General features: G+C 39.2%; 16 protein-coding genes. 8 read left to right on the top strand and 8 right to left on the bottom strand.

Annotation, left to right across the window (positions count from 1 at the left end; translation table 11 throughout):
* Positions 1 to 13: 13 nt before the first annotated feature.
* From ulaG to A3GE_RS0108090, 5 genes are all read left to right on the top strand, one after another.
* Complete coding sequence (gene ulaG / locus A3GE_RS0108070; protein ID WP_018356754.1) at positions 14 to 1,105, top strand: L-ascorbate 6-phosphate lactonase; 1,092 nt, start codon at positions 14 to 16, stop codon at positions 1,103 to 1,105.
* A gap of 79 nt (positions 1,106 to 1,184) precedes the next feature.
* Complete coding sequence (gene ulaR / locus A3GE_RS0108075) at positions 1,185 to 1,931, top strand: HTH-type transcriptional regulator UlaR (RefSeq protein WP_018356755.1); 747 nt, start codon at positions 1,185 to 1,187, stop codon at positions 1,929 to 1,931.
* A 94-nt stretch (positions 1,932 to 2,025) separates the two neighbouring features.
* Entirely contained in the window at positions 2,026 to 2,886 is an 861-nt protein-coding gene (locus A3GE_RS0108080; protein WP_018356756.1) for an L-ribulose-5-phosphate 3-epimerase, read from the top strand.
* Positions 2,880 to 3,572: an L-ribulose-5-phosphate 4-epimerase gene (araD, locus tag A3GE_RS0108085; RefSeq protein ID WP_018356757.1), complete on the top strand. Its 693-nt coding sequence runs from the start codon at positions 2,880 to 2,882 to the stop codon at positions 3,570 to 3,572. The genes A3GE_RS0108080 and araD overlap by 7 nt, the downstream gene beginning before the upstream one ends.
* A gap of 56 nt (positions 3,573 to 3,628) precedes the next feature.
* Positions 3,629 to 4,447: a pyridoxal phosphatase gene (locus A3GE_RS0108090; protein WP_018356758.1), complete on the top strand. Its 819-nt coding sequence runs from the start codon at positions 3,629 to 3,631 to the stop codon at positions 4,445 to 4,447.
* Positions 4,448 to 4,574: 127 nt separating this feature from the next.
* On the opposite strand, the gene torA is transcribed toward A3GE_RS0108090, so the two are convergent.
* The 8 genes from torA to A3GE_RS0108130 all read right to left on the bottom strand — a co-directional run bounded on the left by torA (position 4,575) and on the right by A3GE_RS0108130 (position 16,779).
* Positions 4,575 to 7,055 carry a trimethylamine-N-oxide reductase TorA gene (gene torA, locus A3GE_RS0108095; protein ID WP_018356759.1) on the bottom strand — a complete coding sequence of 827 codons (2,481 nt, stop codon included), beginning with the start codon at positions 7,053 to 7,055 and terminating at the stop codon, positions 4,575 to 4,577.
* Positions 7,056 to 7,085: 30 nt separating this feature from the next.
* Positions 7,086 to 8,183 (bottom strand): NapC/NirT family cytochrome c, encoded by a 1,098-nt coding sequence (locus A3GE_RS0108100; protein ID WP_018356760.1) that lies wholly within the window; start codon positions 8,181 to 8,183, stop codon positions 7,086 to 7,088.
* Between the two features lie 239 nt (positions 8,184 to 8,422).
* Positions 8,423 to 9,505 (bottom strand): extracellular solute-binding protein, encoded by a 1,083-nt coding sequence (locus A3GE_RS0108105; protein WP_018356761.1) that lies wholly within the window; start codon positions 9,503 to 9,505, stop codon positions 8,423 to 8,425.
* Positions 9,506 to 9,638: 133 nt separating this feature from the next.
* Positions 9,639 to 10,409 (bottom strand): spermidine/putrescine ABC transporter permease PotC, encoded by a 771-nt coding sequence (gene potC / locus A3GE_RS0108110; RefSeq protein ID WP_018356762.1) that lies wholly within the window; start codon positions 10,407 to 10,409, stop codon positions 9,639 to 9,641.
* Positions 10,409 to 11,269, bottom strand: coding sequence for a spermidine/putrescine ABC transporter permease PotB (gene potB, locus A3GE_RS0108115; protein ID WP_018356763.1), 861 nt, complete (start codon positions 11,267 to 11,269; stop codon positions 10,409 to 10,411). The genes potC and potB overlap by 1 nt, the downstream gene beginning before the upstream one ends.
* On the bottom strand, positions 11,256 to 12,371 hold the full coding sequence (gene potA / locus A3GE_RS0108120) for a spermidine/putrescine ABC transporter ATP-binding protein PotA (protein ID WP_018356764.1): 1,116 nt from the start codon (positions 12,369 to 12,371) through the stop codon (positions 11,256 to 11,258). Before potA ends, potB begins: the two co-directional genes overlap by 14 nt.
* A 492-nt stretch (positions 12,372 to 12,863) precedes the next feature.
* Positions 12,864 to 15,539 carry a PqiB family protein gene (locus A3GE_RS0108125; protein ID WP_018356765.1) on the bottom strand — a complete coding sequence of 892 codons (2,676 nt, stop codon included), beginning with the start codon at positions 15,537 to 15,539 and terminating at the stop codon, positions 12,864 to 12,866.
* The gene (locus A3GE_RS0108130; RefSeq protein ID WP_026215442.1) at positions 15,532 to 16,779 is read right to left on the bottom strand and encodes a paraquat-inducible protein A; all 1,248 of its coding nucleotides are present in this window, start codon (positions 16,777 to 16,779) and stop codon (positions 15,532 to 15,534) included. The genes A3GE_RS0108125 and A3GE_RS0108130 overlap by 8 nt, the downstream gene beginning before the upstream one ends.
* 226 nt (positions 16,780 to 17,005) lie before the next feature.
* Here A3GE_RS0108130 and proQ point away from each other — a divergent pair, with 226 nt between their 5' ends.
* The 3 genes from proQ to A3GE_RS0108145 all read left to right on the top strand — a co-directional run bounded on the left by proQ (position 17,006) and on the right by A3GE_RS0108145 (position 21,286).
* Positions 17,006 to 17,653, top strand: a complete 648-nt coding sequence (proQ, locus tag A3GE_RS0108135) for an RNA chaperone ProQ (RefSeq protein ID WP_018356767.1) — start codon at positions 17,006 to 17,008, stop codon at positions 17,651 to 17,653.
* 33 nt (positions 17,654 to 17,686) lie between these two features.
* Positions 17,687 to 19,762 (top strand): carboxy terminal-processing peptidase, encoded by a 2,076-nt coding sequence (gene prc / locus A3GE_RS0108140; RefSeq protein WP_018356768.1) that lies wholly within the window; start codon positions 17,687 to 17,689, stop codon positions 19,760 to 19,762.
* Between the two features lie 63 nt (positions 19,763 to 19,825).
* The gene (locus A3GE_RS0108145; protein WP_018356769.1) at positions 19,826 to 21,286 is read left to right on the top strand and encodes a L,D-transpeptidase family protein; all 1,461 of its coding nucleotides are present in this window, start codon (positions 19,826 to 19,828) and stop codon (positions 21,284 to 21,286) included.
* Positions 21,287 to 21,346: the final 60 nt, after the last annotated feature.

Consider the following 21,346-nt stretch of genomic DNA (forward strand, 5'->3'; position numbering starts at 1 on the left):
AAAGGAGTTAAAAATGAGCAAAATTCAAGAAATTACCCGTGAAAGTTGGATCCTTTCTACTTTTCCTGAGTGGGGAACTTGGTTGAATGAAGAAATTGAGCAAGAAGTTGTGCCGGAAGGTAATTTTGCCATGTGGTGGTTAGGCTGCGTAGGGGTTTGGATCAAAACTCCGGGCGGAGCGAATCTTTGTATGGATTTATGGTGTGGTCGTGGTAAAAGCACCAAGAAAGTGAAAGATATGGTGCGTGGTCACCAAATGGCAAATATGGCTGGTGTGCGTAAATTACAGCCTAACTTACGTGCAGCACCGATGGTGTTAGATCCATTTGCAATTAATGAGGTGGATTTTATCCTTGCCTCTCACTATCATAGTGATCATATTGATGTGAATGTTGCGGCAGCAATTGTAAATAATCCAAAACTTGACCATGTAAAATTTGTTGGTCCGTGGCATTGTGCGGAATTATGGAAAAAATGGGGTGTGCCTGAAGAGCGTATTATTATTGTAAAACCGGGCGATGTAGTGAAATTAAAAGATGTGGAAATCCATGCCCTTGATTCTTTTGACCGTACTTGTTTAGTCACTTTGCCGGTTGAAGGAGCAGAAGAACAAGGCGGTGAATTGGCCGGTCTTTGTCCGTCAGATGAAGAAATGGGACGTAAAGCAGTAAACTATGTGTTCAAAACACCGGGTGGTAATATTTATCACGGTGCGGATTCTCATTTCTCCATTCAATTTGCTAAACATGGTAAACAATTTGATATCGATGTTGCACTTAACAACTATGGTGAAAATCCGGTCGGTATTGCTGATAAAATGACTTCTGTTGATTTATTACGTATGGCGGAAAGCTTACGTTGTAAAGTGATTATTCCGGTTCATCACGATATCTGGACAAACTTTATGGCAAGTACTGATGAGATTATCCAATTGTGGAAAATGCGCAAAGAGCGCTTGCAATATAAGTTCCATCCGTTTATTTGGGAAGTGGGCGGTAAATATGTTTATCCACGTGATAAAGATTTAATTGAATATCATCACCCGCGTGGTTTTGATGATTGTTTTGAGCACGAACCGAATATCCAATTCAAATCAATGTTATAACAAAAAAAGCCACCTTTTGCTTGAAGGTGGCTCGTTTTTTGTTCATTATTCGCATCAGAGAAATAGCAAGGAAAATATAATGAACGAAAATTACCGTCACAGACGACTTTTACAATTGTTACTTGAGAAAAAGGCGCTGTCTACAACAGAAATAGTGGAACAACTTGAGATTTCACCAGCTACAGCAAGACGGGATATTAATAAGTTAGCCCAACAAGGTCGATTAAAGAAAGTGCGTAATGGTGCGGAGTCAATACAGTCCTCTCCGATAGACTATCAATATAGTGCAGCAATCAATAATATTGATGAAAAGCGGCGTATTGCTCAAGCCGCAAGCCTGTTATGTCAAGAAGGTGATTCAGTTATTTTAACTTGTGGCTCAACAATGCAAATGTTGGGTGATCATTTATGTGGAAGAAAATTGCAAATCATCACAAACTTCATTCCTCTTGCCAATAAATTGATCGAAAATAACCATGAAGATATTGTGATTATGGGAGGGCAGTATAACCGAAATAAGGCTATAACCCTTTCTCTTAATCAAAATGAAAGCCCTTATGCTGCCAATATAATGTTTACCAGTGGGAAAGGTTTTACAACCGAAGGATTGTATAAAACCGATATGATCATTGCTAATTCAGAACAACGCTTATCTGCAAAGGCGGGTAAATATGTGGTGTTACTGGATAGTGCAAAATTGGGACAGCAAGTCGGTATGCTATTCACAAAATTACAGGATATTGATTTATTAATTACCGGTAAAAATGCAGAACCTGAGTTTATTCAATTATTACAAGAGAAAGGTTTGTCGGTAATGCTTGTTTAAATAATTCAATACAAAGATTTGTAAATGAAAGAATATTCACTATATTCACAATCGAACATATTATTTATAGCCCAACCCCTGACAGGAGTGTTCAGTGAGAAAACATAAACTCGGCATTTATGAAAAAGCCCTACCTAAAAACATTAGTTGGCAAGATCGCTTGTCTATTGCAAAGGCTTGTGGTTTTGACTTCGTTGAAATATCTATTGATGAAACAGATGAACGTTTGGCTCGTTTAGACTGGAGTAAAAAAGAGCGGTTAAAATTAGTGAAAGCTATTGTGAATACAGGGGTAACTATTCCGTCTATGTGTTTATCCGGTCATCGCCGTTTTCCTTTTGGCAGTCACGATGAAATGACCCGCCAAAAAGCCTATGAAATTATGGAAAAAGCGATTCAATTTGCTGTTGATGCGGGGATTCGTACTATCCAATTAGCGGGTTATGATGTTTATTATGAAGAACAGGATGAAGGCACGCTTCAACGTTTTCAGCAGGGGCTAGAGTGGGCGGTAGAACTTGCAGCCAGCAACCAAGTTACCCTTGCAGTAGAGATTATGGATACCAAATTTATGAGTTCAATTTCCCGTTGGAAAAAATGGGATGATATTATTAAATCGCCTTGGTTTACCGTTTATCCTGATTTGGGTAATCTTTCCGCATGGAATGATAATGTTGCCGAAGAGCTCAAACTCGGCATGGATAAGATTTCCGCTATTCATTTAAAAGATACTTATAAGGTCACTGAAACCTGTGCCGGTCAGTTCCGTGATGTGCCGTTTGGTGAGGGCTGTGTTGATTTTGTCACTTGTTTTAAAACCCTTGCCGAACTAAATTATCGAGGTGCATTTTTAATTGAAATGTGGACGGAAAAAGCGGATGAACCTATTGCGGAAATTATCAATGCCCGTCGTTGGATCGAACAAAAAATGAAAGAAGGAGGTTTCCAATGTTAAAAGAGTTAAGAGAAAGGGTGTTAAAAGCAAATCTTGAGTTACCAAAATATAAATTAGTCACTTTTACTTGGGGCAATGTGAGTGAAATTGATCGTGAGAGCGGTTTGGTGGCGATTAAACCTTCGGGGGTTGAGTATGATTTAATGACTGCTGATGATATTGTGATTGTTGACCTCAATGGTAATCGAGTTTGGGGTGATAAAAAACCTTCTTCAGATACACCGACCCATTTAGAGCTTTATCGCCAATTTAAGGATATTGGCGGTGTGGTGCATACTCATTCTCGCCATGCTACCGCTTGGGCGCAAGCCGGTGAAGATATTCTCGCTTTAGGGACAACGCAAGGCGATTATTTCTATGGTTCTGTACCTTGTACCCGCAGAATGACACCGGAAGAAATTGCTGGTGAATATGAATTGGAAACGGGAAAAGTGATTGTTGAAACCTTCCGCAACCGCAATATTAAACCGAAATCCGTACCCGGTGTATTAGTTCACTCTCATGGTCCTTTCACTTGGGGAAAAGACGGCTTTGATGCCGTGCATAATTCTGTTGTATTGGAAGAAGTAGCGTATATGAATTTTGTCAGCCATCAAATTCGCCCGAATATTGGCTCAATGCAACAAGAATTGCTTGATAAGCACTATCTTCGTAAACACGGAAAAAATGCGTATTACGGACAATAATATTTGTTGAAAATAAGGCGGTTTTTAACCGCCCTTTTTAATCTAAGAGGGATAAAATGAATTATAAAGTCGTTGCCTTTGATCTTGACGGCACATTATTAAATTCTGAAGGGCGTATTCTGACAGAAAATAAATCGGCAATTCAAGCCGCCATAAATAAAGGGATTAAAGTGTTATTGGTGACAGGCAGACATCATACCGCCGTAAAACCTTATTATCATGAATTAGCTTTAGATACGCCGATTATCTGTTGTAACGGCACCTATGTTTATGATGTAGCGACGGATTCCACGCCTTTTTCCAATCCGCTTTCCAAGCAGCAGGCACAATTAATTTATGATGTGGCAGAAAAACATCATTGCCACTTACTAATGTATTCCCGAGATTCAATGAATTATGCGCAACTTAACCCGCATATGGAAAAATTTCTTAAATGGGTGGAAACTTGCCCTGCGGACGTGCGTCCTGACGTACGTAAAGTGGACAGTATTCAAGAGGTGATTGATCATCATAATCCAATTTGGAAATGTGTTATTAGCGCAGAGAATAAAGAGATTATGAATCATGTAGTGAATGAACTGCCGATTTCTCAATTTAGCTGTGAATGGTCTTGGATAGATCGTGTTGATATTGCCAATGCCGGGAATACAAAAGGCGGAAGATTGCTTGCTTTATTAAAAGAGTGGGGAATTGATCCGAGAGAAGTGATAGCATTTGGTGATAATCATAATGACATCAGTATGTTAAGTGTCGTTGGCTTAGGTGTCGCAATGGGCAATGCGGAGGAAGAAGTTAAATCACAGGCAAAATTGGTGACAACATCAAACAATGAGAGTGGTATTGCACAAGTATTAAGAGATACCTTATCACTATAATTTGAGGTTTTAACCTCTCAGAATAAAGGACTTCCATTAAAAAGTGCGGTCAATTTTGACCGCACTTTGAGTAGATATCGGTATTATGCAGCAAATGCGCAAAAGTGCGGTTGATTCTTCTGCTGTTTTATGTTGAGTACTTAGGTTGTTTAAACACCGTCACTTCAGGTACAACTCCCGTATATTTTTCTGCTTGCACAATGCAAGTATTCGGTGAGTTACCTTGCGCTAATTTCGATGTACCTTCATCACGGGTCAGTACGTTCGGGCTACCATTTTTGCACAGTGGTTTTTCACTTTCGCCCGGATCGAGCGGATCATACCACGCACCTTCATGTAATCCTAGCGTGCCTTTAATAATGCCTTCGGTCACGACTGCCCCCGCTAATACCTGACCTCGTGTGTTATGAATACGGACAATATCGCCATCCACAATACCGCGTGCTTTGGCATCTTCAGGGTGAATCAATACGGGTTCGCGATCATTAACCGCATATTTTTGGCGCAATGAGGTATGGGCCAATTGGCTATGTAAACGATAGTAAGCATGAGGCGTGACTAATGCAAGCGGATAGTCTTCCGTGCTATTACCGGCAAATTCTTCCGGTTCCATCCAGGTAGGATGACCTTTGCAATCGTCATAATTCATCTTCGCTACAACATCAGAATAAATTTCAATTTTGCCTGATGGTGTGCCAAGCGGATTGAGCAACGGATCTTCACGGAACTCTGCATAGCGCACCCATTTTTTCGCTACTTCATTGGCCTCAAACATGAAAGGTTTATTTTCTTCCCAGAATCGTTCAAAACGAGGCATAGCAACACGGTTGTTACGTGCGGCGGTGAAGGCGGTTTTATAGAAACCTTCCAGCCATTCCATTTCCGTTTTGCCTTCTGTAAATTCCGCTTCTTTACCTGCGCGTTTAGCAAGTTCGGCAAAAATATCGAAATCGTTTTTCGCTTCAAATTGCGGTGGCACCACTTGTTTCATTGGATATACTGCAAACATAGAGTAATCGCCCCCCATGGTTAAGTCATTGCGTTCGTAACTGGTGGTGGCCGGCAATACAATATCTGCCATACGGGCAGTTGGAGTCCAGTTGACTTCATTGACGATAACGGTTTCCGGCCTTTGGAAGGCTTTGACTAATAAATTTGTATTTTGGTGCTGAGTAAATGGATTACCACCTGCCCAATAGACGACTTTAATATTCGGATAAGTGATTTTTGTCCCATTGTAATCAATGGTTTTGCCTGGATTGAGTAAGGCATCGGCAATGCGTGCCACAGGGAAGGAAAATTTTGCAGCGTCATCCAACCATGTTTTATCACCTGTTCCGCCGGCAGGTGTCGCACTGATTGAACCAATTGTACCACCTGTAGCGGTTGGTACACCACCATTTGCATAGTGATAGCTAAACCCAAAGCCGCCACCCTGTAAACCGATTTGTCCCAACATTGACGCAAGGGTCACTAACATCCAATGGGATTGTTCGCCGTGGCGTTGACGCTGAATTCCCCATCCGCCCATCAACATTGTGCGTTTGCTTACAAAGTCCTTGGCTAATTGTTTAATGATTTCCACCGGCACAGCGCAGATTTTGCTTGCCCATTCTGCCGTTTTAGGTTGACCATCTGTTTTACCCAATAGGTAATCTTCAAATTTGTTGTAACCTGTGGTGTATTTTTTTAAGAAGGCTTTATCGTGTTTGTTTTCGCTAACCAATGTATGGGCGATCCCTAGCATTAATGGCACATCAGTTGCGGTATTCACAGGAATCCATTCTGCGCCAAGCATTTGGCAAGTTTCATTTTTTATCGGATCAATACAGATAATTCGTTTACCTGTGGCTTGGAATTTTTTGAAATATTCAATGCCTTTTTGATCTGAAGACATCCAAGCAATACGTAAGGTAGTGAGCGGATTCGCTCCCCAAAGCACAATAATATCACTACTTTCTAGTAACACTTCCCAGCTGGTTTGCTGTTCATAGACTTCAATAGTGCCAAGTACGTGAGGCATAATCACTTGCGCAGCGCCGGTAGAGTAGTCACCCTTATAACCGACAAAGCCGCCTGTTACATTCATATAACGTTGTAGCAATGTACGAGAGGCATGAAGGGCGCCACTACTAAACCAACCGTAAGAACCTGCATAAATAGCACTTGCGCCATGCTGTTCACGTACTTTATGAAGTTGATTATGCACGAGATCGAGCGCCTGTTCCCAAGACACACGCACCCATTCATCACGCCCACGCATTGTGGTATCACTGTTCCCCGGATTTTCTAAATAGCCTTTGCGTACCATGGGGTATTTCACACGGGTTTCGCTATAAAGCTGATCTGCCACCACGGTTTGTAATTCATTAGGAATAGCAGGTTCAATCGCAGCTCCGGATTTTACCGCTTTGCCATCTTGCACGACCACACCAATCGGCCCCCAGTGTGCGGCTGTTACCACAGTTTTTAATTCAGGCTCTGAAGCGACCGCACTTTTAGATAACACTGCCCCCACCATACCACCGGAAAGTGATGCACCTGCTACGCCAAGAGATGTATTTTTTAAGAAATCACGGCGTTGTTGATTGATATTATTCTTTTTCATTTCGACCTCGTTTTAGCTATTAGAAGTGCATTATTTCGTCACCATATCTTTGGCATTACGTTGTAAATAAATGGTTAAAGCGCGTACTTCATCTTTATTCATAGAAGTACGGTCTTTCATGGAATTCACCACGCCAATCCACTGGTTCGCTGTATAGTGATCGGCACTAATCGCAGCGTGGCAACTACTGCAATTAGCTTGATTTAATTGACTGCCGTATTGATTAAGTGCGGTCAAATCTGAGGACATTTTCTCTTTTGGCACAGAAGTGATAAGGCTCACTTCTTTCCAGTCGGAATCTGTGACTTCATCATGTTTGGTTTGCAACACTTTCATACCTTTACGTGCATCTTCATCTACTAATGCCACGGTAATGCGTTTGCCAAGCTCTTGATAAACCACAGAATCCGCACTGACTTGTTGCCAGCCGTGTAGCATCCCTACTAATTGTTCACCCTTCTCCTGCCAATTGGATATTTCTGCATAAGGCATTAGACGAATATCGCCGCCCTGTTCGCCTTGTGCCGAAGTCATCGCGGTAGAATAAATAGGTGCTTGTTGGATAATATTTCCGCCTAAATTGGTGGTTGATTGTCCTGCTGTATCACCATGATTTTCAGGCAAAAAATGGACGATACCTTTGTGACAATCAATACAGGTCTGTCCATTGGTTTTCGCGCTTATATGGGTTTCTTTTGCTAATTTTGGTTGTGCAGAAAGTTCCATTGCATCAAAACTGTGGCAGCTACGGCAAGTTTCGGAATCCGTTGCTTTCATTTCATCCCATACGCGCTGTGCCATTTGTGCGCGATGAGCCTCATATTTTTGTTTAGAGTTCAATTTGCCTTGCATTTCATACCATACATCTTTTAGTGCGATAATTTTTGCTTTCGTATAGTGCCAAGTTTCTTGTGGAACATGGCAATCAGAACATTCTGCTCGAATGCCCTTTGCATTAGCAAAGTGAGTTGAACCTTCCCATTCTTGCTGTGGATGGCTCATGGAATGACAGCCCACACAAAATGCTGTTGAGCTGGTTTTATGCATAATGGTTTGCATTCCCCACAATGCCAAAGCACCTATCCCCATGAGACAAAGTGCGGTCATAATTTTGGTCGTTTTTGACATAAATACTCCAACTTAGTAAAAAATAGCAAAAGGATAACTATTAATAGTTATCTGCATTTTAGAGAAATTAAATTAATGAGTAATGATCTAAGTCAAGGAATAGGAATATAAGAGGATTTTGGGGTGCTTTTATATCAAATCTTTATATATAACTTTTTATAATGTTATGAATATAAAAAGTGCGGTCAAAAACGTAAGAGATTTTGACCGCACTTTGAAATTACTTGAATGAAATTAGATTATTTTGCTGCTTTCAATTCTTGATAGTATTGTTCGTAGTATTGAATTGCATCACCTACGTCATCTTGCCAGTGGCTGTTTTTTAATATTTCAGCTGTTGGGTAGATTGACGGATCTTCCGTAATTTCTTTTGGTAACGCTTTTTTCGCTTCAATATTTGCTGTTGGGTAACCAATGGCTAATGTTAATTTTTCAGCCGCTTTTGCTCCTAACATATAGTTGATTAGTTTGTGTGCGCCATCCGGATTTTTAGAGGTAGCAGGAATAGCCAGTGTATCTACCCAAAGTACAGGACCTTCTTTTGGAAATACCATATTTAAAGGTGCTTGTTCTTTTTTAGCGATACGCACGGAACCGTTCCATAACTGACCGACTTCTACTTCACCGGAGATGAAAGAGTTTGCTGGATTGTCAGAATTGAAAGAAAGCACATTTGGACGTAATTTCAATAACTCTTCGTAGGCTTGCTTGATAATAGCCGGATCTTGGGTGTTTGGATCTTGACCAATTTTTAACAATGCGATGTTAAATACTTCACGGGCATCGTCTAATAATTGGACTTTGTTGGCAAACTCTGGTTTCCATAAATCTCCCCAAGAAGTGAAATCTGATCCTTTGTAGGCATTGGTATTAAATGCAATCCCCGGTGCGCCTAATAATTGAGGAAGGGAGTATTTATTTCCTTTATCGTAAGGTTTATTGAGCCAATCAGGGTCTAATTCTTTAATGACAGGCAATTTACTGTGATCAAGTTCTTTTAACATACCTTCACGTGCCATTTTAGACACGAAGTAATTTGATGGTGCAATAACATCATAACCGCCGCTCTCACCTTGGGTTTTGAGTTTTGCATACATGGTTTCATTTGATTCAAGACTTGAAACAATCACTTTGATGCCGGTTTCTTTGGTGAAATCATCTAAAAGGCCATCCGGCACATATTCAGTCCAAGTATATAAGTACACAGTATCATTAGCAGTAGCCGGTGAATTTGCATTTTCAGACTTGTTTTCTTTGTCATTACAAGCTGTTAAAGTTGCAGCCACTAAACCGGCAGTAATTAAACCTGCAAATTTTTTCATTTTTGTTTGTTCTCCGTAAAAGAGGGGTAAAAAAACCACCCACAGGAATTGTAGGTATAAAAAAACGCCTTGATTGTGCGTCAAGGCGTATTCTATTTGATATTACAAGGTTTGTGAAACCTTTTATGGTGTCTTAGTAATTATTTTTACGCGTAATGAGTTGGCTTAAAATCACCAGTACTAATGAAAGTACAATCATAATGGTGGCCAGTGCATTCACTTCAGGCGTGACACCGGTTTTTACCAGTGAGAAGATACGCAATGGTAAAATTTCATAGCTGACACCACTCACAAATGAGGAGACGACAACATCATCCAGTGAGATTGTAAAACTTAATAACCAACCTGAAACTATTGCAGGCAATGCAAGCGGGATAATGATTTTGCGTAAAATCGTCAGTTCGCTCGCTCCCAAGTCTTTTGCTGCCTCCAACATTCTAGAATCAAATCCATTTAAGCGGGAGAAAATTGTTACAGTAACATAAGGTAAACAGAAGGTGACGTGCGCCAAGAGTAATGACCAGAAACCTAATGAAATCCCTACAACCATAAACAATGCTAACAAAGACACTGCCATAACGATATCCGGCGACATCATTACGATAAATAACATACCGCTCACTGCCTGTTTACCACGGAAACGATAGCGATACAAAGCGATTGCAGTTAAGCCGCCTACAATAGTTGCCAAAGTTGCTGCAAAAAAGGCGATAGTGACGGAATGAATTGCTGCCTGAATTAAGGTATCGTTATTAAATAAACGTTCGTACCAGTTCCAACTGAATCCTTTCCAGCTCAAACCGTAACGATCGGCATTGAAAGAATTGGTTACCAAAATGATGATTGGGATATACAAATAAGCGTATACCACAAACATAAAGATATTACGTAGTAAACGGCTCATTATTCCAACTCCACTTTTTTGTTTAGTAGTTTATTTGCACGGTAGTAAACGAAAATAAGCAATGCCATCAAAATCGTTAAACCGATACTGATTGCAGAACCGAACGGCCAGTTTCGGGAAATTAAGAATTCGCTCTTAATTACGTTCCCCACTAACAGGACTTTCGCACCGCCCAATAAATCTGCAACATAGAACATTCCCATTGCAGGTAATAGCACCAATAAGCAACCTGCAACAATTCCCGGCATTGTTAATGGTAAGATTACTCGGAAGAAACGTTGGAAAGTATTTGCTCCTAAGTCTCTTGCTGCCTCTAATAAACGTCCATCTAATTTTTCAATAGCGGAGTAGAGTGGCAAAATCATGAACGGTAATAATAAATACACGAGTCCGATGACAACCGCGATCTCTGTATTTAAAATACGGATCGGCTCACTCAAAATCCCCATATCCATGAGCATCGTATTTAACACGCCTTTTACGCCAAGGAATATTTTCATTCCATAAATGCGAATCAGTGAATTTGTCCAAAATGGTAACACCACAAGAAACAATAAGAGCGGTCGATATTTTGGGTGAATTTTGCTGACCATAAAGGCGAACGGATAGCCAATCAGTAAGCAAATAATCGTTGCAATCCCCGACATATACAAAGAATTCCACACGACCTGAGCATAAAGCGGATTAAACAGGTTGATGTAGTTATCAAAGTTGAATGGCAGGGCATAGAAGTTGCTACCATCTCGGGTTAAAAAACTTACCACTAACACCAATAAGTTTGGAATCAGTACAAAGAAGATTAGCCAAGCGAAGATAATTGCAACAGTAATTTTCTGAAATTTGTTATTAATTATCTTCATCGTTGAGTACAACCTCCCAACCTTCGTGCCATGTAATGCCTACACGTTGTCCCACACTGTGATCCATGTGCGGATCGTCTTCATTAAAGAACTCGCTCACAATTACACGCATTGCGTTATGGTCAAATTCTACGGTAGATTCTAATGTCATACCTTTGTAAGTGCGGTCAATAATATGTCCGATAATCGCCTTAGACTGTTCATTTTCATCGAGTTCTTCAATAACAATATCTTCAGGACGCAGAAGAACTTGAAGTTTTTGATCTTTTTCTACTGGCATATCGGTATAAATATCACAGACACGGCCTTCTACATTTGCCAGTACCACATTCTCGGATTTTCGTTCAATCACGGTTGCGTTAAAGACATTAATTTCACCAATAAAACGTGCCACAAACAAGTTTGCCGGCTCTTCATAAATTTCACGTGGCGAACCATCTTGGGCGATTTTACCTTTACGCAACAACACGATGCGATCAGACATAGTGATTGCTTCTTCTTGATCGTGGGTGACAAAAATAAAGGTGATACCTAATTGGCGTTGCAATACTTTGAGTTCGTATTGCATTTGTTTACGTAGTTTATAATCTAGAGCAGATAAGGATTCATCTAACAATAATACTTTCGGTTTATTTACAACTGCACGGGCAATGGCAATACGTTGTTGCTGACCACCTGATAATTGGGTTGGCTTGCGATCAGCCATTTCTTCCAATTGCACCATACGCAAGGCTTCTAGCACACGAGGTTTAATTTCAGCTTCGGGCACTTTTTGCATACGTAAACCAAAAGCTACGTTCTCAAAAATAGTCATATGCGGGAATAGCGCATAACTTTGGAAAACGGTGTTAATGTGACGCTTTTCAGCTGGCACATCGGTGATGTCTTCACCATCCAAAATAATATGACCTGAGTCTAATTCTTCTAGGCCTGCTAACAAACGTAATACTGTTGTTTTACCACAGCCTGAAGGACCAAGAATAGTTACGAATTCACCATTGTTAATGGTTAAGTTGAAGTCGTTAATGATGGTATTAGAACCGTAAGATTTTTTGACTGAACGAAGCTCAATAATAGGCTTGTTTTGAACCGGATTTTCCACTAGCTTTGGTTTTCTCCCTAATTTCACCAATAAGTTGGTACTGAGTAGAAATAAAGACCTGCAAAATTGCAGGGACGACATAAAAAACAAGCGCCTATGATATAGTGAATTGGTTACAATGAAAAGGATTTCATACACTTGAAAGTAAAAAAATTATTAGGGGAAAAATAAGATTAAAAATCCACCATATTTCCTATTTTATGGTTTGATTTTTTGTTGATTACCAGCTATCTTGTTGAAATCCATAACAAAAAAATGACTAAAATAAGAAAATGTAAATTTTGTCTTGATTTTGTAAAGATTTGTAAATATAATCATCGGCGTTTTATCGAGATTCCTTTTGATAAAGCTAAACTTTAGAGATTTTATTCATAAATTCCTTTTTTGTCCCCTGTTCAGGCAGGGGATTTTTTTGTGTGTTTTTGAAAAAGGTAGAAAAAATAACCGCACTTTGATTTTTTCATCAAAAGTGCGGTTAAATTTTCCGTAATTTTATTGATTAGGGAGTGATCCTGAATTCCAACTTTGAGCTTCTACAGGTCGTTTAATTTGCAATAAAAAACGCTGATTTGCCGGCGCTTGAGGCTGAACAACTGTGCTTGACGGGGTAGAGAATGAAATTCCACCTTTCAGCAGCTGTTGAACACTACCGGTGTTAAATTCCGCACCTTTCCAACCCAGACTTAAATCATAGCCGGATGATACCCAAAATTCAGAATTTTTACGCACTAAATGTTGATATTTTGGTGTTATAGCAATATGGATAAGTACTCGATCGCCTAAACTATTGAGATCAAATTTACGTATCGTACCGACTTCGACACCACGATAAAGTACGGGTGAGCCTTCTGTTAAATTCATTGCATCATTTGTTTCAAGAATAAACGGCACGCCGCTGCTGTATTTATTGCGACTCGGCGAAGTTTGTGTAAGATTAAATTGGGTTTTAGTTTTGCCTTTTCCGACTTCCACATCAATATAGGGCTGCAATAAACTCTCTAAGTTTTCAATTGCGCCGGCTGAAATCTGTGGTGAAATAATCTTAAAGGTTGAACCTTCTTTGGCAATCATTCCCATATAATTCGGGTTGATAAGCGCTTGTGCGGTAATTTTACGTGATTTGGGATCTAATGTGATATTTTCTACTTCACCGATGGATAATCCTAGATAACGCAAGCTCATACCTTTGCTCAAATTTGTCGCATCATCTGTGAGCAGGGTAATGGCTTGCCCGGCAGATTTTGCTCGCAGCTCATTTGGATACAATGTTTTATTTTTTCCTGAGCTACTGTTATCAAAACTAATTGCGCCTTTTAATGAGCGGGCAATCGGTGTTGCCTGAATACTAATACCTTTTGGGGTAATATCTACTTGTGCAGCGCTTTCTACCCAAAAGACACTTTTATCCGTAAGTAAATGCTTATAAGGCGGATAAATATAGACATCTACATTGAAATGGTTGGTCTGAGGTTGGATATTAGTAATTTTTCCTACTTCATATTGACGATATAGCACAAGAGAGCCCTTACTGATGCTCGGTAAAGTTGAAGTTTTCAAGGTAATATCAGGTTCGACTAAATTTCCTGTAATACCGGATTCTGCATTTTGTGTATCTTTGTAAAGAGGATAACTTTTGAGTGCATCACCCAAGCCCTTTTTCGCAATAATGCGAACACCTCCTTGCAGCCATTTTTCCGGATGGGCCGATTCAAAACGAACACCGTCTATACCTAGATTTACGTCAAAGTTTGAGGCTGCCACAAAAAGTGTATTTGGGTTAATTAAATTCCGATACGTAGAACTAATGGCTACTTGATATTCTACGCCTTCTACATTAATTTTTTGTTTAACAATTTCACCGATTGCAATATTGTTGTAATACACGGACTGACCTTCCGATACACTGTAGCTTTCCGGCGCTGTGAGTGTAATTACTAGGGTATTTGGCGCTTTCAAGAGTAATTCGTTTTCTTTAATAACATTAAATTGCAATTTTTCTGTTCCATCACCCGGAATGATCTCAAAATAATCGCTACGGAAAAACCGCTGCGGATCGGATAAATCAGCCAAACTCGGTTTTTTACTGCGAAAAACAATATGGGTATTGGTTTTCAATAAATTTACTTGGTTCGGATCAATAAGTAATGTGCCTGTTAAAATGTCTTCATTGTTTTCTGCGATAGTCAGTGCCGAAAGTATGCCAACTTTATGATCTTGATAATATACATCCGTACGTCCTGCTTCTAAACCTGCTATATTTGGAAGCGTGATACCGACTTCAATACCACGTTTAGCGTCTCGTAAACTTGCATAGAGTGTATAAGCTGTGTTCTCGGTCGCACTTTCGCTGTTGGTTGGAGAATCGAAAGAAACGGCACCTTGTACAACAGCATTTACGCTTTCCATACTAAAATTTAAACCGGCAGGGCTAATATTTGCGGTCACACCGCTAATATTCCAAAAGCGAGAATCTTTTTTCACAAAATGCGAATATTCTTTGTCAATGACGACATCAATTTCGACTTTATTATTTTCATTAAAGCGATAATCATAAATTTTACCGACGGGCAATTTTTTGAAATAGACGGAAGAACCGATAGAAATTGACCCTAAATCATCAGCAACTAAATGGATCAATAAATCACCGGGGGAAACTTGGGCAATAGGACCTTTTTCTTGGGCAATAAATTGATCTTCGGTATCACCATCACCCGGCTGTAGTGTAATGTAGTTTCCTGAAACAAGAGAGTCTAAGCCTGAAATACCGGCAAGTGAGACGCTTGGCTTTACAATCCAGAATTTTGTATTTTCACGCAATACATCGGTTGCTTCTGGGTAGATATTGGCGATCACTTCTACTTTCTGCATATTATCAGTAAAGTTTACTTTTTTTACTACGCCTATTTGTAGCCCTTGATAGCGAATAGGTGTTTTATCCGCGACCAAGCCTGAACCGTTTGTAAAGGTAATTTTGATCGTTTTACCTTGTTCTTCGATAATTTGGAAGAAAAGAATCGCACCGATACAAAGAGCGATAAAAGGTAATAACCAAAAAGGCGAAACTTTTCGATTTTTGCGCAAAACGGCTTGAATCGTTTTATATTGTGAATCAACGTTTGTGGCATGGTTCGTTGAATGTTCATTATTCGGTTGTTGTTTTTCAGTCATAAATTTTCCAAATAAGTCGACTATCAAATTGTGAAGTTGAAATCATTGTGAGAAAAACTGCAGCGCCAAAGTAAAAAGCTGCGGGCCCCACTGTGAAATTAATAATTTGTCCACGTGTAACAAGTGACATCATTAAGGCAAGAACAAATAAATCAAGCATAGACCAACGTCCGATAAAATGCACGATATGTAATAAGCGCATTTGCCATTTAATAGAGTGTTGCCATTTGAAATGCACACTGGCAAGCAAATATAGCATAATAAAAATTTTACTAATTGGCACAAAAATACTGGCAAAAAATACAACAAAGGCGACAAAATAGCTCTTCATTTTAATGAATGAAATCACGCCGGACATTAACGTATCCTCGGTTAAAACACCCGTTAAGTAAACACCGGATATCGGCAATAAGTTTGCCGGAAAAAGCATAATAATACCGGCGATCAAAGTTGCCCAAGTACGCTGTAATTTTATTGATTCGGGGAGATCTAAGCGTGAGTCACAGCGAGGACAAACAGAGTTATGATTTATATGTTTTATGTCTGAATGGGGGAACGAATAGTTGCAAGCGGTACATAATTCAATTTTCTCTTTCATTGATGAGTGAATATGGTTATGTTCAGGATAGAATTCGTCCCACAATTCATTTAAATTAATTTTGATAAACAATAAAGTGGTTAAAAGAGCGGTCAGTATAAATGCTGATAAATAGACATCAATTTCCAATGTGGCGTATTCGCGTACCTTAAACATTGATACGCCTAGTGCCACGAGATAGACATCAAACATCACCCAAGGCTTAATGTAGCTTAAAAAAAGTAAAACATTACGTGGTCGAAGATTAAGTAACTTAGCAAACCATAGCATTAAAACTAAAATAGCAAAAGAAATCGGCATTAATACGGCACAAATAAATACTAAAAAAGCTGTGTATTGATAGCCCGAAGTTGCCATTTTCCAGATCCCTTCCCATACAGAAGCATCAACTTTTACACCGAGTAAATCAATGCTCAACAGAGGAAATTTCAAAGCAAAGGGCATTAGTATAAGAATTGACAGTGCAATCATCGCACAACGATGTAATGACCAACGATTTGTTGTGCTTAGTGTATGATGACAGCGAGGACATTCTGCATGTTCATTTTGAGGCAAAGGATAAGGTACCGAGACGACTTTATCGCATTCACTGCAACGAGCGATTTTATTATGGATATTCGTAAAATTCGGTGTGGTTGTCATAATAATGTTTTTGTTTTTTGTTATATATAAAAGTGCGGTCAAAAAGATTAATTATTTTATCCTTATTCCTCTGCGTTTGTGAAGTTTAAATGAACAGACGTTTATTGAAATTGATAGGGTAGTGAACAACTTCATTCCTAAACTTGCTTGGGACATTGTCAAGTCTTATAAAAGTGCGATAAACTATGGGAGTTTTTTATTTTCAATTCTAGGACAAAAACAAAAAATGACAGATTCTCAACTTGATGTTCAGCAGACTGAAGAAGCATCGCCAAATCTACAAAAATTGACGAACAATAAGGAAATTATCGCTTATTTAGCAGAAAAATTTCCACTTTGCTTTATTTTAGAAGGTGAGGCAAAACCCCTAAAAATCGGTTTATTCCAAGATTTAGCTGAGGCTCTAAAAGAGGATGATAAGGTAAGTAAAACACAGTTACGTCACGCTCTTCGCCAATATACCTCAAACTGGCGTTATTTACATGGCTGTCGTGAAGGGGCTGAGCGTGTGGATTTATATGGCAATCCGGCAGGTGTGTTGGATGCCGAACATGTTGCACATGCAGCAGAGCAACTCGCTGAAGCAAAAGCAAAATTTGCAGAAAAACGCAAAGCGGAATTAGCTGAGAAAAAAGCTCAGCAAAAACGCCCGCCGCGTCGTCAAAATAATTTGAAATCGCCACGTAAACCTAAGCCAAAGGTTGAGTTAAGTGCGGTTGATTTATCCACACTTTCTAAAGGAGCAGTTGTTAAGGTAAAAGTAGGCGAGCATGCTAAACGGGGTATTATTGTCGAAATATTAAAAGATTCAGCCCGTGTGGAACTAGAAAACGGCTTAGTAATGAATATTGTGGCTGATCGTTTATTCGCATAATCATAATATTGAGATTTTATCGGGAAAGATTAAATGAAATTGATAATGACCAAAAATATTTTAGCAACTGCTGTATTAAGTGCGTTGTTCCTTCATTCTGGTGTGGGATTTGCCGTCGAATCTAAGTTAAAGTTAGCTGATATTCAAACTCCTTCTGCGACGGAGGAAAATCAACTGGCGGCAAAACGTGCGACAACACGCTTAACGCAGTCTCATTATCGAAAATTTCAACTTGATGATGCCTTTGCTGAGAAGATCTTTGATCGTTATATCAAAAGTTTGGATTATAGCCGTAATACTTTTCTACAATCGGATGTGGATGCATTACGCCAGAAGTATGGAGAGCAGTTGGATGATCAATTGAATCAAGGTGATCTTTCAGCTGCCTTTGCAATTTATGATTTAATGATGAAACGTCGTTATGAGCGTTATGTCTATGCGCTTTCATTATTAGATAAAGAGCCGAATTTAAACGGTAAAGATCAAATTGAAATTGATCGTGAAAAAGCGGACTTTCCTAAGACGGAAGAAGAGGCAAACCGTCTTTGGGAAGAACGTGTAAAAAATGATGTGATCAATTTAAAACTAAAAGATAAAAAATGGTCGGAAATTAAAAATAAATTGGCAAAACGCTATAATTTAGCGATTCGCCGTTTAACGCAAACGAAAGCAGACGATATTGTTCAAGTGTATTTAAACGCTTTTGCACGTGAAATTGATCCACATACCAGTTATCTTTCACCACGCACCGCAAAAAGTTTTAACGAAAGTATGAATCTTTCATTAGAAGGAATTGGGGCAACGTTGCAGTCAGAAGATGACGAAACCAGTATTAAATCTCTTGTTCCCGGTGCACCGGCGGAGCGCAGCAAAAAATTACAAGCCGGCGATAAAATTATTGGTGTGGGACAAGAAAAAGGTGAAATTGAAGATATCATCGGTTGGCGTCTGGAAGATATTGTTGACAAAATTAAAGGAAAGAAAGGTTCTAAAGTTCGTCTTGAGATTGAACCCGCCAAAGGTGGAAAATCGCGTATTATCACCTTGGTGCGTGATAAAGTACGCATTGAAGATCAAGCTGCTAAACTAACTGTTGAGAAAGTAGAAGGGGAAAATATCGGGATAATTAAAATTCCAAGTTTCTACATTGGTTTAACGGAAGATGTAAAAAAATTATTGGTTAAGGCAGAGAAAAAACACGTTAAAGGTTTGATCGTCGATTTACGTGAAAACGGTGGTGGTGCTTTGACGGAAGCCGTGGCACTAAGCGGTTTATTTATTACCGATGGTCCGGTGGTTCAAGTTCGTGATGCTTATCAGCGTATCCGTGTTCACGAAGATGATGATCGTGCAGAGCAATACAAAGGGCCGTTATTAGTCATGATTAACCGTTTTAGCGCTTCTGCTTCAGAAATCTTTGCAGCAGCAATGCAAGATTATAATCGCGGTATTATTGTTGGACAAAATACTTTCGGTAAAGGAACTGTTCAGCAAAGTCGTTCATTGAATTTTGTTTATGACCTAGATCAAACACCTTTAGGTATTTTACAATATACTATTCAAAAATTTTATCGTATCAATGGCGGATCAACACAATTAAAAGGTGTTTCTGCCGATATTCAGTTTCCTGAAGTTATTGATGCGAAAGAATATGGTGAAGAAAAGGAAGATAATGCACTTCCTTGGGATAAAATTCCTGCATCTACTTATTCTGAAACGGGCAATGTGCGCCAATATATTTCAGAATTAGAGAAAAAACATCAAGCTCGTATTGAGAAAGATCCGGAGTTTATTGGGTTGAATGAAGAATTAAAAATTCGTGATGAACGCCGCGATCGCAAGTTTATGTCTTTGAATTATCAAAAACGTAAAGCTGAGAATGATAGCGATGATGCGAGACGTTTGAAAAGTATCAATGATCGTTTTAAACGTGAAGGGAAAAAATTGTTAAAAGATATTGATGCTTTACCTAAGGATTATGAAGCGCCGGATTTCTTCTTAAAAGAAGCTGAAAAAATTGCTGCAGATTTGGTGAAATTAAGTGCAAAACAAGAAAAATTAAATGCACAAACTCAGCAAGAAGCGAATAAAACAGAAATAAAAAAATAATAAATTTTGACCGCTCTTTGAATAAAAGAGCGGTCTGTGTTGTAAATCTTTAAAGGAACTCTTATGTTAAAAGGAACAATTAAGATCACGCAGGCATTATCATTATCAATGTTAGTATCTGGTTGTGCATTAGCTGATTGGGCTAAAGATACACTTTCACATTCTGGTCCTCCAGCGGTTGATATGTCAAAACTTTCTCCTGAAGAACGTGCTAAGTTAGAAGCGGAAATTAAAGAGGATCAAGCCCGTCTGGACGCAGAAAAGCAAGCGATGCTTGAAATGTCTCTTACCCACGAAGTCGGTGAGAAAAATTTACAATTTAAGCCTGTTCTCGCGAAACTTTATGCTGATAATAAATATGCTTTATTATGGCAGGATAAATCTGCAGAAAAACAATTTTTGCGTGAATATTCTGCAATGATTGCGAGCGGTATTTCTAAGCGCTCGGCTAAGTCTTTAGAGAACTTAAGTCAGGCTGAGCAGAACGGCGGTTTAGCATACGATGTTCTTTTGAGCGATGCATTTTTAGACTATATGTATTACAGTAAAAACATAAGCCAGCAAGCGCAGCGTTGGCTGTATGGTTCTAATTCATATAAACCTCAGGCTCCAAGTGACGAGCAAATTCAGCAATGGTTAAGTGCGGTTAAAAATAACGATGTTTTAACTTATGTGGAAAGTTTATCTACCGATAATTCCCATTATCGACAAACTATTCAAGCACTGTCGTCAATGATTTCCGCTTCCGGTTTAACGCCGACCGGTAAAAAATTGGCGATTAATGCGCAACGTTTACGTGTCATTCCTGATTTTCATAATGGTATTTTCGTGAATATTCCAAGTTACCAGTTACAATATTATCGTGATGGGCAATTGATGCTGGAATCCCGTGTTATTGTTGGAAAAGATCAACGTCGTACACCGGTCATGTACAGTAAATTAAGTAATGTGGTTGTGAATCCGCCATGGAATGCACCCACGCGTTTGGTTAATGAAGATATTGTACCGAAATTGAAACGTGATCCTGGTTATGCGGCATCACATGGTTATAGTATTCTTGATAATAAAGGAAATAGCGTTGATCCTTATTCCATAGATTGGAATAAAATCGGCAAAAACTTCCCTTATCGTATTCGTCAAGCACCGGGTGATAGTGCATTAGGTAACTATAAGTTTAATATGCCGAGCTCTGATGCTATTTATTTGCATGATACGCCGAACCGCGGTCTTTTCTCTCGTAAAGATAGGGCGTTAAGTTCAGGCTGTGTCCGTGTAGAAAAATCTTCTCAACTTGCTGATATTTTGTTAAAAGAAGCTGGTTGGTCAGATAGTCGTAAACAAAGTGTTTTAGCCAGTAAGAAAACGACTTCAGCCAATATTCGCTCGGATAATCCGGTTTTCTTATATTATGTCACCGCGTGGATTGAGAACGGTCAAACCAAGGTATTACCGGATATTTATAAATATGACAATACTATTGGCAATAATGAAATTGACTGGAATACCGTAAAAAAATATTTGTAATATTAACCGCACTTTAGTGAACTAAGGTATATCTTTTAAGTCGAAAAACGAAAGAATGAA

Origin of the sequence: Rodentibacter pneumotropicus DSM 21403 (assembly GCF_000379905.1) — a bacterium.
In the GTDB taxonomy this organism is placed as follows: Bacteria; Pseudomonadota; Gammaproteobacteria; order Enterobacterales; family Pasteurellaceae; genus Rodentibacter; species Rodentibacter pneumotropicus.

Excerpts from the sequence above, each read along its gene's own strand:
- ulaG (WP_018356754.1), top strand. The coding sequence starts at position 14 with ATGAGCAAAATTCAAGAAATTACCCGTGAAAGTTGGATCCTTTCTACT.
- ulaR (WP_018356755.1), top strand. The coding sequence starts at position 1,185 with ATGAACGAAAATTACCGTCACAGACGACTTTTACAATTGTTACTTGAG.
- araD (WP_018356757.1), top strand. The coding sequence starts at position 2,880 with ATGTTAAAAGAGTTAAGAGAAAGGGTGTTAAAAGCAAATCTTGAGTTA.
- A3GE_RS0108090 (WP_018356758.1), top strand. The coding sequence starts at position 3,629 with ATGAATTATAAAGTCGTTGCCTTTGATCTTGACGGCACATTATTAAAT.
- torA (WP_018356759.1), bottom strand. The coding sequence starts at position 7,055 with ATGAAAAAGAATAATATCAATCAACAACGCCGTGATTTCTTAAAAAAT.
- A3GE_RS0108100 (WP_018356760.1), bottom strand. The coding sequence starts at position 8,183 with ATGTCAAAAACGACCAAAATTATGACCGCACTTTGTCTCATGGGGATA.
- A3GE_RS0108105 (WP_018356761.1), bottom strand. The coding sequence starts at position 9,505 with ATGAAAAAATTTGCAGGTTTAATTACTGCCGGTTTAGTGGCTGCAACT.
- potC (WP_018356762.1), bottom strand. The coding sequence starts at position 10,409 with ATGAGCCGTTTACTACGTAATATCTTTATGTTTGTGGTATACGCTTAT.
- potB (WP_018356763.1), bottom strand. The coding sequence starts at position 11,269 with ATGAAGATAATTAATAACAAATTTCAGAAAATTACTGTTGCAATTATC.
- A3GE_RS0108125 (WP_018356765.1), bottom strand. The coding sequence starts at position 15,539 with ATGACTGAAAAACAACAACCGAATAATGAACATTCAACGAACCATGCC.
- A3GE_RS0108130 (WP_026215442.1), bottom strand. The coding sequence starts at position 16,779 with ATGACAACCACACCGAATTTTACGAATATCCATAATAAAATCGCTCGT.
- proQ (WP_018356767.1), top strand. The coding sequence starts at position 17,006 with ATGACAGATTCTCAACTTGATGTTCAGCAGACTGAAGAAGCATCGCCA.
- prc (WP_018356768.1), top strand. The coding sequence starts at position 17,687 with ATGAAATTGATAATGACCAAAAATATTTTAGCAACTGCTGTATTAAGT.
- A3GE_RS0108145 (WP_018356769.1), top strand. The coding sequence starts at position 19,826 with ATGTTAAAAGGAACAATTAAGATCACGCAGGCATTATCATTATCAATG.